9 protein-coding genes are annotated in these 11908 nt (G+C 57.3%); 5 read left to right on the top strand and 4 right to left on the bottom strand.

The features are described 5' to 3' along the window. Window positions 1-1079: fumarate hydratase (locus tag B3Y70_RS12080; protein ID WP_288589881.1), on the bottom strand; the 1079-nt coding region annotated here is incomplete at its 3' end. 477 nt (window positions 1080-1556) lie between these two features. Between B3Y70_RS12080 and B3Y70_RS12075 the strand changes: the two genes are divergently transcribed. Beyond that, window positions 1557-4373 carry a hypothetical protein gene (locus B3Y70_RS12075; protein ID WP_014421004.1) on the top strand — a complete coding sequence of 939 codons (2817 nt, stop codon included), beginning with the start codon at window positions 1557-1559 and terminating at the stop codon, window positions 4371-4373. A gap of 63 nt (window positions 4374-4436) precedes the next feature. Here B3Y70_RS12075 and B3Y70_RS12070 read toward each other — a convergent pair whose 3' ends face one another. Continuing rightward, window positions 4437-5489 carry a CaiB/BaiF CoA transferase family protein gene (locus B3Y70_RS12070; RefSeq protein ID WP_113878948.1) on the bottom strand — a complete coding sequence of 351 codons (1053 nt, stop codon included), beginning with the start codon at window positions 5487-5489 and terminating at the stop codon, window positions 4437-4439. A gap of 186 nt (window positions 5490-5675) precedes the next feature. On the opposite strand from B3Y70_RS12070, the gene B3Y70_RS12065 reads away from it, so the two are divergent. Continuing rightward, entirely contained in the window at window positions 5676-6692 is a 1017-nt protein-coding gene (locus B3Y70_RS12065; protein WP_022991660.1) for an AraC family transcriptional regulator, read from the top strand. Window positions 6693-6702: 10 nt separating this feature from the next. Here the strand turns inward: B3Y70_RS12065 and B3Y70_RS12060 are convergent, their stop codons facing one another. Both B3Y70_RS12060 and rmuC read right to left on the bottom strand, forming a co-directional pair. Beyond that, window positions 6703-7578: a hypothetical protein gene (locus B3Y70_RS12060; protein WP_278349924.1), complete on the bottom strand. Its 876-nt coding sequence runs from the start codon at window positions 7576-7578 to the stop codon at window positions 6703-6705. A 4-nt stretch (window positions 7579-7582) separates the two neighbouring features. Beyond that, window positions 7583-9229 carry a DNA recombination protein RmuC gene (gene rmuC / locus B3Y70_RS12055; RefSeq protein WP_288589878.1) on the bottom strand — a complete coding sequence of 549 codons (1647 nt, stop codon included), beginning with the start codon at window positions 9227-9229 and terminating at the stop codon, window positions 7583-7585. 250 nt (window positions 9230-9479) lie between these two features. On the opposite strand from rmuC, the gene B3Y70_RS12050 reads away from it, so the two are divergent. The 3 genes from B3Y70_RS12050 to B3Y70_RS12040 form a co-directional block, all read left to right on the top strand. Further along, window positions 9480-9863 (top strand): hypothetical protein, encoded by a 384-nt coding sequence (locus B3Y70_RS12050; RefSeq protein WP_011785515.1) that lies wholly within the window; start codon window positions 9480-9482, stop codon window positions 9861-9863. Between the two features lie 132 nt (window positions 9864-9995). Next, window positions 9996-10802: an ATP-dependent zinc protease gene (locus tag B3Y70_RS12045; protein WP_011785516.1), complete on the top strand. Its 807-nt coding sequence runs from the start codon at window positions 9996-9998 to the stop codon at window positions 10800-10802. After that, a partial coding sequence (locus B3Y70_RS12040; RefSeq protein WP_288589876.1) for a UUP1 family membrane protein occupies window positions 10799-11908 on the top strand: 1110 nt, incomplete at its 3' end. The genes B3Y70_RS12045 and B3Y70_RS12040, both read left to right, overlap by 4 nt.

Raw genomic sequence — 11908 nt, 5'->3', positions numbered from 1 at the left:
CCGCGCTCGATCATATCCACCATCTTCTTGTGGGCCGCATCACGGCCGGTCAGCATCTTGCCAGACAGCAGAACGGTTTCACCCGGTTGCCAGTCTTTCACGTCTTCCGGAGTTACAGTGTCCAGATTCACACGGCGAACATTCTCGCCTACTTCCCAGGTGATTTCCGGCCAGTCGTCCAGGCTCGGCGGGGTCTGCAGGGACGGGCCCGTACCATCCAGCACAAAGTGTGCGTGGCGGGTTGCTGCGCAGTTCGGGATGATCGCCACCGGCTTGTTGGCCGCGTGGGTGGGGTAATCCTTGACTTTTACATCCAGAACGGTGGTCAGGCCACCCAGCCCCTGAGCGCCGATGCCCAGCTCGTTCACCTTCTCGAACAGCTCCAGGCGCAATTCCTCGGCACGATTGGAGGCACCGCGGGCCTGCAGATCGTGAATATCGATCGGATCCAACAGAGCCTCTTTCGCCAGCTCCATCGCCTTCTCAGCGGTACCACCAATACCAATACCCAGCATGCCAGGCGGACACCAGCCGGCACCCATCTGCGGCACCATCTTCAACACCCAGTCCACGACCGAGTCGGACGGGTTCAGCATGGCAAACTTGGACTTGGCTTCAGAGCCACCGCCCTTGGCTGCCACGTGCACGTCTACGGTGTTACCGGGCACCATCTTGTAGTGAATGATGGCCGGGGTGTTGTCCTTGGTATTCTGGCGCTTGCCGTCAGGATCAGCCAGCACAGAGGCGCGCAGCACGTTGTCCGGATGGGTGTAGGCGCGGCGTACACCTTCGTTGATCACATCGTCCAGCGCCATGTCGCACTCGAACTTCACGTCCATACCGATGTTAACGAACACGGTGACGATACCGGTGTCCTGACAGATCGGACGGTGGCCCTGGGCACACATACGGGAGTTAATCAGAATCTGGGCCATGGCATCCTTGGCCGCCTGGGACTCTTCCTTCTGGTAGGCCTCGTACACGGCCTGAATGAAATCCTTCGGGTGATAATAGGAAATGAACTGCAGCGCATCGGCTACGCTTTCGATCAGGTCGTCCTGGCGGATCACGGTGGTCATAGTGGCCTCATCAGCTTTCTGATTATCGGAAGTATGCGGAGCCACCAAAGCAGCCCCCTGCTTATATAAGGAAGCGAGAGTTTACCAGAAATTCGACACAGCGGTTGATGCGACAGAAGGCGCAAATGCTATGTACGCCAACGAAAATAGCTATGACGGTAAAACCAATTCGCAACAATTTGTTAAAACAGGCATTACCCGGCCACTGGAACTCGACAAACCGCGGACCGACCACTATTTTTGATTGAGGGCCACTCCAAGGGTGCGAGGAGGGTTTCCAGACGCAGAATCACACTTTTGGCTGATCAACACTTGCTACTCTGTCGCTATAGTCGAAGCTACAGAAATTGGCTTTTAAGTGCTGGCTACAATTTCAGACAACCAACAAATCAGAAAAGGCTGTGCGCGGAATCCTGGGGCCGACCGGTTCCGTCAACGCCGGATATAACGACACAACAACAGGAAAAGGTTCCACCCATGTTCAAGAAAACTCTAATAAGTCTTGCCGTGGCTTCTTCCCTTGGGTTGACGGGCTGTTTCAGTGGCTCTAACAGTGGGGGTAATGATAATCCCAAGCCGCAGTATTCTGCTGATTCACTTGGAAAAACCTACCCCATCTTTAACCCTGCGAAGGGCCAGTTGCCTCTGCCCAACGATTTGATTTTTGACTCCACGCAGAAAGACGGAACCTTTGGTGTTGATGACACTACTCCGCCGGTTACCACAGCGCTAAATGAGCTGTCCGGTGCTTCTACCATTGCCCCTGCTGTAATTCAGACCAGCGGGCAGCTTGATGCGTCAACCGTTATTGCCGGAAAAACAGTTCACCTCATTGAATTGGCTTACGCCAGCGGCGACCCGGTACGGGCGCTGTCTGCTGGCGAGCCACCAACTCTCGAACTCGCAATCAGCGGCCCCCAGAACATGCCGAAGATTCGCGCAGACGTTGAATCTCTCGACGGCAATTCGGCCATTCGAATCCTGCCGCTCGAACCCCTGAACCCGCAGAAGCGCTACGTGGTTCTTGTCACGACAGGGGTCAAGGACATCAATGGCGATTCGATCATTCAGGATCCGCTGTATACGAACATCACCGGCGAGGGAACAGAGGATGACCCCGGCAAAGGGCTCGTCAACGGGGCTCTTCTGCCTGTCAGAACTCTCGTTAACAACCTTTGGGAGCCAATCGCTACCAACTACATCAAGGCGCTGGGTGGCTCGCTGAATGAAAGCGAGATAGCTCTGACCTACAGCTTCACAACGTCAAATGATGCGAAAGTACTGCAATACATTGCTGAGCCGGCGGCCTGGTTCGCGGATCAGATCACTACGTTCGTACGCACCAGTGCGGTGACGGCCGCTCGTCAAGGGGGCGCCTCCGCATACGCGGATCTTGCAGCCGCTGCGGACGCTGCCGTCGCACAGTTCCCACAATCGCTTCCCGAGAATCCGGCCTCGCCTCTGAACGCCGTATTCGCGCCCACTGGGCCCTGCCCGATCGCAGGCGCCGGGGATCTGGGCTCAGGAGCCATCGACTGCCTGGCAACCTCCCTCGCATCGCAGTTCCGGGAGGAGCTCCCAACACCGTTGCCTGGTGTTAACCGTAACGTATTCGATGGCGCCGGCTTTACGGATGCGATCACCATCGACAACGGCACCATTCAGCCTGTTGGCCTGGTATCAGCAGTTGCTGGAAGCATTCCCGGAGCTTCCGGTGTGCTGGCCGTTCAGGGCAGCATCTCGCTCCCCTACTATCTGGGCAATACTCCCGCGGGCATCGCAGGCGGCAACGCAGTGAACTGGGTTGCAGACCAACCCCTGGCCGAATCTCTGAATACCACCTTCTCGGCGCTTGGCCTGAGCCTGCCGCAGGCCGATGCTTCCGTATCGACAGCGGTCAACTACATCTTCCCTTTCCCGCTGGAACAGAGCACTCAGGAAGTCCCGATGCTCGTTCTATACCCGAACAGCGGCAACGAACGCGGTGTGGTCATGTACCAGCACGGCATCACCACGGATCGTAGCGCAGCCCTGACCTTTGGCACGGCGTTGGCGGCTCAGGGTTACGTTGTAGTCGCTATCGACCAGCCACTGCATGGCATCACGCCATTCTCCGAGGAGGCTCAGCTCGAGCTGGCAGGTGACCTGCTGGCAGCCGGCGGAGCTCCGGAAGCGGCAATTCCCGTATATGCCCCGGTCGTTGTAGCGGGCGATACTACACGTCTCGTTAACGAGCTGGGCTTGTCTGCAGCAACCGCTCAGTCGCTCGTCAACACCGTAGCGAATGCTGGCAGTACCATCCCCGGCCTCGCGCCGGATACGTTTGAACGCCATTACGGCCTGTACGCCACCCCCGCAGGCACACCGGCGCCAATGGTTTTCGATCCAGCTAACGCCGCCGGTACCGATGGCTCCGGCAGCTTCTTCATCAACCTCCAGAATTTCCTGGCTGGCAGGGACAATATCCGTCAGAGCGTTGTTGACCAGTTGAACCTTCGCGCCACCCTGGCCGGCAGTCCGGCGGCAGGTCGTGCAGGCATGACGCTTCAGAAACCGGCGGCAGCGGGCGGAGATGACGGCACGCTGACCATCGACATCAACGATCCGGTCTACTTTGTTGGCCACTCGCTCGGCACCATCACCGGTATGCCGTTCCTGGCTGCCGCCAACGAGGATCAGATCGCGGATACCATCTTCACCGCACCTGACGGCAGCAGCTCATTGCCATCAGCGTTCAACAATATCCAGTCTGCCAGCCTGCTGACGCCGGGCGGTGGCGTGGTTCGACTGCTGGAGAACTCACCGTCGTTCGCGCCTCGCATTCTGTTTGGCCTGCAGCAAGCTGCTGGACTGGAACAAGGCGACGCCAATCTCGAGACGTTCTTTAATATTTTCCAGGCTGCGATCGACTCAGCAGATCCCGTGAACTTCACCGCCTCCCTTGCAGCGGGTGGAACGCCTATCCTGCTGTCAGAGGTTGCTGGAGATACCGTTATCCCGAATGCTGCTGACCAGGAACAGTGGGGTATTGACGCACTGTCCGGTACATTCGGACCAGAAGTTACAGGTCTGCCTGTACCAGTCACCGTGAACAGCTTCAGTGCACCACTGGCCGGCACGAAACCACTGACCATTGGACTCGGCGATGATCTGTTGACAACTTATCAGGCAGGTGATCATGGAACCCCGGTATCGGCTAATAATGATGCCGTATTTGGCGGGATGGTCTGTGAGACACTGGTGACCTTCGGTGTTACTTTGGCGGAACTGCCCGCATTCTGCACCGCGCCCTGATAAACTCAGGCAGGCAGAATGACAAAGGGCTCCCTCAACGGGAGCCCTTTTTTGTCTGTGCCTCTAGCTGAAAACGGAACCAATCTGCTTCTGCAGATTTCCATCTCCTCGATCCCTTTCAACAACCATCCCCCTGGCCTTCAACTGCGGATGCTCTGCCGCCTCCTCAATCGTCAATACCGGCTCTACACAGGCATCCACATCGGCAAACACCTCCCGCCATTCAGCCAGTGAACGCTCCGCGATCTTCTGTTTGATAGCGGCTTTCAACTCCTGCTGATGTTCAGGCTTCTGACTCAGGGCATAGCTTTTCAGTTCGCCCAACCCAAGGGTGTCACACAAGCGCGAAGAGAACTGCGGCTCCAGGCTCCCAACAGACAACCAGCGGCCATCTCTGGTCTGGTAATAGTCGTAGAAGGTGCCACCATTGAGCATGCCGCTTTCGGGCTTCTGAGGCTGTCCGCCTGCCAGGGCAGCAGCACCCGCCATGGCATTCAGGGCGAAGGCGGCATCGGTCATGCTGATGTCGATAAAGGCGCCCTCTCCGGTTTCCTGGCGTTTGATGACCGCAGCGAGGATGCCCATCACGGCGTGATGGGAGCCTCCGGCCACGTCGGCAATCTGAATGCCCATGGGTGGTGGGCCGCTGTCGGCACGACCGCAGTGGCTGGCAACACCGGAAATAGCAAGATAGTTGATATCGTGGCCTGCCCTGTCCTTGTAAGGACCGGTCTGGCCATAGCCCGTAATGGCACAGTAAATCAGCTTGGGATTGATGGCTTTGAGTACCTCATAGCCTATCCCGAGGCGGTCCATGACGCCCGGGCGAAACTGCTCCACCACGATGTCGTAGTCCTGAACCAGCTGCTTGACCCTCTCAACACTCTCGGGCTGCTTCAGGTTCAGTTGCAAGGTTTGCTTGCCGCGACCGAGGTAGGAAAAAGTCGTGCTGAATTTACCATCAAAAGGTGGCATTACCTTGGCCAGATCCACGCGATCCGGAGCTTCAATTCTGAGCACTTCCGCGCCCATATCGGCGAGCATCATGGTGGCGTAGGGTCCGGGCAGCAAGGTACTGAAATCCAGAATTTTCAGGTTAGCGAGCGGGGCTGCCATAAAGCGTCTCCTTGTTTTTGATCGGCGGCAATGACTCTGGCTCATGCTGACGGGTTTTGCAGGCCGGGCCAACTACCGGTTCCTTCATTCCTATTGACCGTTTCTTCCATCTGTTGGCAAATCATGGGCTTGCAATGTTGAGCCGGGTACTTATGATGAAGTTCGTTCTTTCTTCTGGCTGCCTTTATGTCAACACTGACAGTCTCACGACATTTTGTTGAAGCTTCCCTGTCAGGCGCCGAACGCCTGGGCCTGGACAGCCGTGCTTTGCTCCAGGAGGCCGGGATCTCGCCAGATCTTCTTCGCATTGAAATGGCAAGGGTGAGCAGTGATCAGTTCAGCAAGCTGATGCAGGTAATCTGGCAGCGCACCGGCGATGAGTTTATGGGCATGGGGCCACGCCGTGCCCGCTCCGGAACGTTCGCCACCATGTGTGCGTTGGTGGTCGGTTGCCAGACGCTGGAAGAGGTATATCAACAGGCCTTCCGGTTCTCTCGGCTGTTCGAACCGATGGTGTCCATGGAGCTTGAAATCTTCGGTGACCGTGCGCGCCTGGTCACGCGAATTGAAGGCAGCATCCACGACCCGGACTATTTTCTGCGCGAGAGCATTCTGGTGATCTGGCACCGGCTGGGCAGCTGGCTTATTGGCCAGCCCGTGGAACTGGAGAAAGCTGAGTTCGATTACCCGAGGCCAGACCACGGGGACGAATACCGGCACATTTTTCATTGTCCGCTGGCGTTCGAGTCCGACTGTACGGCATTGACCTTCAGCAAACGTTTCCTCTCCGCACCGGTGATTCGGGACAAGCCGGAAATGCGACAATTCCTGAAAACCTCCCCGGCAGACCTGCTGTCACGACCGGATGAGAGCAACACCTGGACCGGTCGTATTCGGGGCCTGATTGGCCGTGACTTCTCCAAACCCATGCCGGATTTCGACTGGATAGCACAAGAGCTGCACACCAGCCCGCAAACCCTCAGGCGCCGCCTGAAGCAGGAGAACACGTCGTTTCAGGAGATCAAGGATCTATTGCGGCGGGATATGGCCATCTACTATCTGGCCCATCCGGAGATGCCCATCAACGATATTGCCGAACGGGTAGGCTTTACCGAACCATCCACTTTCCATCGGGCCTTCAAGAAGTGGACGGGGGTCACCCCGGGCGCCTGGCGGGAAGGCGAACGGGGCGATCTGGTCTGAACACCCGGCCTTACGAACTTCCCTGCTGCAGGTTCCGGATCAAGCGCCCCAGAGTTCGGGCAATGTCCCGGGCCTGATCGCGATTCTCCGCCAACTGGAAAAGCCGGGAGCCGTCCCGCGGATCATAAACCCAGCAGGCTCCGACCACCGGTTCACAATCCCAACGCAACTGAGGATTCACACCGAATACCGACAGAGACAGGGTTCTGCGAACGGTGGTGCCATCGGGATTGCGCTCGATGTCCTGAATACTGATATTGCCATCATCCAGAGCCACCTGGTACTGGCGATCTGCTGGCCTGTCCAGGCGCACCACCGTTTTGTCACGCCGCCAGCCAGCGGTCTCAAGCAGAGTATTCAGATGGATGACCAGAGCCTCCCTGTCCGAGCCTGCCAGATACAGCTGGCGCAGCGTCTTCATATCCTGTTCATTCGCCGGCTCAATCACGGCCACGGGCTCGTTGGCATTGGCCTGCCCTTCGGCCAGAGCGCGAACACTGGCACGGCTGGCCTTCTCTATGTCGGTAATCAGCTTCAGGCTTTGCTGGTAATGCGTGCCCTCTGCCCCGGCCCGGGTAATGTATTGCTCCAGTGCTGAACGTGCCTCATTCAGATGATTGGCCTGCAACATGGCCCGGCCGCGATAGTAGTAATACTCGGCGGGCTTCTCTCCCTCCATGGCCTGAAGGCGGTTCAGGTACTCCCCTGCCTCACTCCAGTTCTCTGCTGCAACGGCTTCTTCGGTCGCCAGCATCAAGCGGCGAATCTCGTGTTCCGGAGCCAATGCCTGGGCGAACCCCGCCTGCAGGGCAAGAACAGAAGACAACACCAGGCCCGCAAATGCCTTGTGACCAGGCAAACGCCTTTTTTTCATGGATGACAACATACCGCTACTCCTGTTGGTCCTCTGCACGGGCTTCCCCGGCGTCCGTAGGCTCCCTGTCGATGGCGGGCGTATCTCCCGGCTCATCGGCGTCTTCAGAATCGACCTCGGCCTGATCCACTATCGACTTGGGCAACTCTTTTTTAACCCTGACCCCCAGCTCCACAAACCGATTGGCCTGGGAAATCAGATTACCACGGCCCCGGGTCAGGGTATTCATGGCATTATCGTAGGTGCCCTGGGCCGTGTGTAACTGGCTTCCCAGCTTTTCCATAGCCTCGACAAACACCCGCAGCTTGTCGTAGACCGCGCCGGCGCGATCGGCAATGCGGCGGGCATTCTGGCTCTGGCGTTCATAACGCCAGATATTCTCAATGGTTCTCAGTGTCGCCAGCAGGGTGGTAGGCGTCACCACAATAATCTTCCGCTCAAATGCTTCTGCGAAGAGATTCTCGTCCTGCTGGAATGCTGCCACAAATGCCGGCTCAATGGGCATGAACAGCAGCACGAAATCGGGAGAATGCAGCCCGTTAAGCTGACTGTAATCTTTCTCGCTCAATGCACGGATGTGATTGCGAACCGCCTCAACATGCTGCTTCAGCGCCGCAGCGCGTTCTTCCTCCTGATCTGCGGTCACCCACTGCTGATAGGCCACCAACGATACTTTGGAATCAATCACCAGATTTCGCTGGTCCGGCAAATGCACGATGACATCGGGCCTCAACAACTGATTATCTTCGTCCCGGTAACTCCCCTGGGTTTCGTACTCGACCCCTTTGCGCAGGCCCGACCGTTCCAGCACCCGCTCCAGGATCAACTCACCCCAGTTGCCCTGAATTTTCTTGTCACCTTTGAGAGCGCGGGTCAGATTGGCGGCTTCTTCGGTAATTTGCCGGTTCAGCTCCTGCAACGATTTTATTTCGCTGCGAAGCGCCTGACGATCCCGGGTTTCCGTGGTGTAGACATCCTCAACCCGTTTGCGGAAATCCTGCAGCTGGTCGCGGAAGGGGTTAAGCAAGGAGTCCAGGCTGGTTTTGGATTGCTGGCTGAAGCGCTCACTTTTCTGCTCGAAAATCCGGTTCGCCAGGTTCTCGAATTCCTGTTTCAGTGCATCTCGATTCTTTTCCAGCAACTCCAGTTTTTCCGAGGCACTACGGCGCTCTTTATCCAGAGTGACCTGCTGCTCGCGTAACTCGACCTTCAACTGGCCTAGCTCTTCTGAGAGCGTTTCAGCCCGCTGCTGGTATTGACTGCTCTCACTTGCCAGTTGCGCAACCCGATCCTGTTTTGCTGTCAACTCCGAGGCCAGAGCCGCCAATCGGTTTTCCAGGGCCGCAGACTGTTGTCGCCAGTGTTCGATGCTCTGCTCCAGCTGCCCGGAGCGGGCTTTCTGCTCCTCGAGTGCGGTCTGCAGATGTTCAACTTCCTGTTCATGCAACGCCCGCACCTGCTCGCTATCTCTCAGCTGCCTGTCCCGGGCGTCCAGTTCCTCGCGCAAGGCAGACTCGGTGGCTCTATCCTGACGCCGACGCCACAGCAGCCAGATCATGCCCGCCAGACACAAGGCGGCACTCGCCACCAGAGCAAGGAACCAACCTGCCAGCCATTCCGGACGTTCAGCCATGGTGAGGGTAAGCGCATCTAGCACCAGCATGTTCTCCTTGGTCTTCGTTGGTCAGTTCAGGGCATGGCCCCGGGATCAAAGCCTGACAGTCTACCGCAATGCTCACCCTTTTTTCTTGTTGGCGGAACGGTGCCACCAGGCCGGCCTCGACTGTTTGGCATTTATCAACATTGCGTCAATCCACCTATGGACGCAGAGCGTAAATTGCTCTACAACGGTTAAAAAGCACCCAACCGGAGTGCTAAAGCCGTAAACGGAAAGCTGACTGGCAGGTCGGAGCATGTTCAAGGAATTGTGGAGAAAATTCGGGTCCGATTTCCTGCAGGCTACCTGTGTGGAAGACGAACAGACATTGTCTTCGGAAAATCAGCGCTCGGCGGAAAAGCATGTGCGGGTTTTGCCTCACATCACCCATACGGGCGAGTTTCACCTTGAGCGACTGACCCAGTTGCTGAAAAGCCGTTATGGAAAGAGCTTCACGGTGCCGACAGACACCACCTCCAGCGACCGTGCGCTCAAAGAAGTCATTTCCTTTGCTGCGCGCATTCAGGACCAGGATATTCAGCGGGAGCTGCTACTGTTCTACCTGAATTGTTCCCCGGTCATCCAGGAGTACCTGAGATCCGAGACGCCACTGGGCCAGGGGCCTTTCCTGGGCCGGTAAAGATGCGCCTTAACCATCTGTAAAGTCACCACACAGGTACGTTGTAGTATACTCTCCCGCCTGATTGACAACACATCCAATGGCTGAGGCATCCAGTGCCAATAATTCTCACGGCCGGTTCAGGGGATATTCATGGGGTCCAGTGTTTCGCAAACCCGCTCATTGTTCGCAGTTGCCTTAACAGGGCTGGCAGTCGCACTTTCTGGTTGCGCTTCCGATCGTTATTTCATGGTACCGAAAGAGAATATTGAAGAAGTGCGAGCCTCGGTCCAAAGCCAGCGTGCGACCCTTGTTACCATGGAGCAGAATGCCGGTGTAAGGCACGAAAAGCTCCTGCAGCAGAATCAGGATTCTACCCAGACCATTCTCCAGGCCATTGCCACTCAGGTTGAAAAGCCATCGTGCCCACCACCAAAGGCGGCACCTACCTGCCCCGCTTCCCGCGAAGATAAAGGCCGGGCGGATCGCCTCAAAGGCAAAGTCGTTGTCGGTGAGGTCGAAAAGTTTTTCCTGGCTGGCCCCGACCATGTCTATACCGCCCGAATCGACAGTGGCGCGGAAACCTCTTCCATACACGCCCGTAACGTTCAGCGTTTTGAACGGGATGGCAGCAACTGGGTACGCTTTGAAGTGCCCGTTCCCGGTACTGAGGATGGCGAGTGGGTAGCCATGGAGAAAGAAATCTCCAGGCGAGTGAAGATTATCCAGTCCAGTGCCGATGAGTCAGAGCGCCGGGTGGTGGTGGAGCTTCAGTTTGCCATCGGCGACCACCAGCAGGTGGCTGAGTTTACGTTGGCCGACCGGACAAATCTGACTTACGAAGTCCTGATTGGCCGCAACGTATTGCGAGACGTCATGTTGATCGATGTCGGCAAGGAATTCGCAACCGAGTTGCCCGAATCCTACCTTGAACAAGCGGCAAACGGAGAGGAAGAATGACGGTACGCTCCCGGGTCCCGTTTTACGTGTTTGTCTTCCTGTTGATTGCGGCAGGGATAGCGATCGCCACCTGGCGCCATCTGGAACTGGGTATTCCGTGGATGACCGGTGAACAACGTCCGGTCTGGATGATTGAGGCGCGAGTCGATTTTGAGGGCCAGAACAGCCCGGCTGAAGTGAGCCTGCACATCCCGGAGCAACCGCCCGGCTTCCGTATCCTGACGGAGCAGGCCGCCTCGCCCGGCTACGGCTTCTCAATTCTGGATAGCAACAGCGGGCGCAGGGCCCAGTGGACAAAACGAGACGTCGCCGGTCCTCAGACTCTCTATTTCAAGGCACAGTTTGTACCGGATGAAGACGCGATTCATGCTCCGCCAGTGCGTAAACCCCGGGCATTGACGGTTTTCTGGGAGGAGCCCCAGGCCACCGCCGTAAGAGAGCTCCTGACCCAGGCTTCCGAGCGATCCAGTTCCCCGGAGAGCATGACCCGCGAGCTGATCCGCCTGATGCAGCCAGACAACCGCACCCAGAACACAACATTACTGGTATCTGACGACAACTATCTGCAACTGCTGGTGAAGATGCTGAACCACGCTGGCATCGCTGCGCGCACCGCAGATGCCCTGAAGCTTGAGGATGCCCGCCGTCGCCAACAACTGGTGCCATTTCTACAGATATACAATGGCAAGCGCTGGCTTACCTTCGACCCGCGCACCGCAGAACAAGGTGTACCGGAAAACCTGTTGCTCTGGAGACAGGGGGCAGATTCCCTCCTCGACGTGGTGGGTGGCGACGACTCCCAGGTAAGCTTTTCCATGCTGCGGCAGACCGTGCCGGCGCTGCAACTGGCAACGCTGGAGTCCAACGCCAATGGGCTGAGTGTGCTCGGTTTCTACCAGCTACCCATCGAAGAACAGAGCATGTTCCGAATGCTGCTGTTGCTCCCCATCGGCGCTCTCATTGTCGCCTTCATGCGGATTGTCATTGGCATCCGGACATCGGGCACCTTCATGCCGGTCCTGATCGCCGTGGCCTTTGTACAGACCACTCTGGTGCCAGGGCTGATCGCCTTTCTGTCCGTTGTAGCCATTGGCCTGCTGTTGCGC

The organism is Marinobacter sp. UBA5687, assembly GCF_002420325.1.
GTDB classification, from domain to species: domain Bacteria; phylum Pseudomonadota; class Gammaproteobacteria; order Pseudomonadales; family Oleiphilaceae; genus Marinobacter; species Marinobacter nauticus.
Note: the sequence above shows the minus strand (reverse complement) of the source record. Positions and strands in the feature narration are given on the sequence as shown.

What these genes read in the sequence shown, in the direction of transcription:
- B3Y70_RS12075 (WP_014421004.1), top strand. Translation starts at nt 1,557, where the DNA reads ATGTTCAAGAAAACTCTAATAAGTCTTGCCGTGGCTTCTTCCCTTGGG.
- B3Y70_RS12070 (WP_113878948.1), bottom strand. Translation starts at nt 5,489, where the DNA reads ATGGCAGCCCCGCTCGCTAACCTGAAAATTCTGGATTTCAGTACCTTG.
- B3Y70_RS12065 (WP_022991660.1), top strand. Translation starts at nt 5,676, where the DNA reads ATGTCAACACTGACAGTCTCACGACATTTTGTTGAAGCTTCCCTGTCA.
- B3Y70_RS12060 (WP_278349924.1), bottom strand. Translation starts at nt 7,578, where the DNA reads ATGTTGTCATCCATGAAAAAAAGGCGTTTGCCTGGTCACAAGGCATTT.
- rmuC (WP_288589878.1), bottom strand. Translation starts at nt 9,229, where the DNA reads ATGCTGGTGCTAGATGCGCTTACCCTCACCATGGCTGAACGTCCGGAA.
- B3Y70_RS12050 (WP_011785515.1), top strand. Translation starts at nt 9,480, where the DNA reads ATGTTCAAGGAATTGTGGAGAAAATTCGGGTCCGATTTCCTGCAGGCT.
- B3Y70_RS12045 (WP_011785516.1), top strand. Translation starts at nt 9,996, where the DNA reads ATGGGGTCCAGTGTTTCGCAAACCCGCTCATTGTTCGCAGTTGCCTTA.